The following is a 228-nucleotide window of genomic DNA, read 5'->3' as shown; positions in this document are numbered from 1 at the left end:
CGGACTCATAGCTCAGCTGGATAGAGTACTCGGCTACGAACCGAGCGGTCGCAGGTTCGAATCCTGCTGAGTCCGCCACTTTCTTGAAGTGGCTCTGCTTGCACAGCTGCTTCAGTCAACCAGTGGTAACCTGGTCTAAAACTACCAACACGGACTCATAGCTCAGCTGGATAGAGTACTCGGCTACGAACCGAGCGGTCGCAGGTTCGAATCCTGCTGAGTCCGCCA

Annotated in this window: 2 tRNA genes; both read left to right on the top strand. The window is 55.3% G+C overall.

The features are described from left to right. Window position 1: 1 nt before the first annotated feature. Window positions 2-78 (top strand) — tRNA-Arg (locus SB756_RS36380). Window positions 79-151: 73 nt separating this feature from the next. Beyond that, window positions 152-228 (top strand) — tRNA-Arg (locus tag SB756_RS36375).

The sequence above is a fragment of the Pseudomonas sp. SIMBA_068 genome (genome assembly GCF_046534705.1).
Taxonomy (GTDB): domain Bacteria; phylum Pseudomonadota; class Gammaproteobacteria; order Pseudomonadales; family Pseudomonadaceae; genus Aquipseudomonas; species Aquipseudomonas putida.
This window is presented reverse-complemented; position numbering and strand designations above follow the sequence as displayed.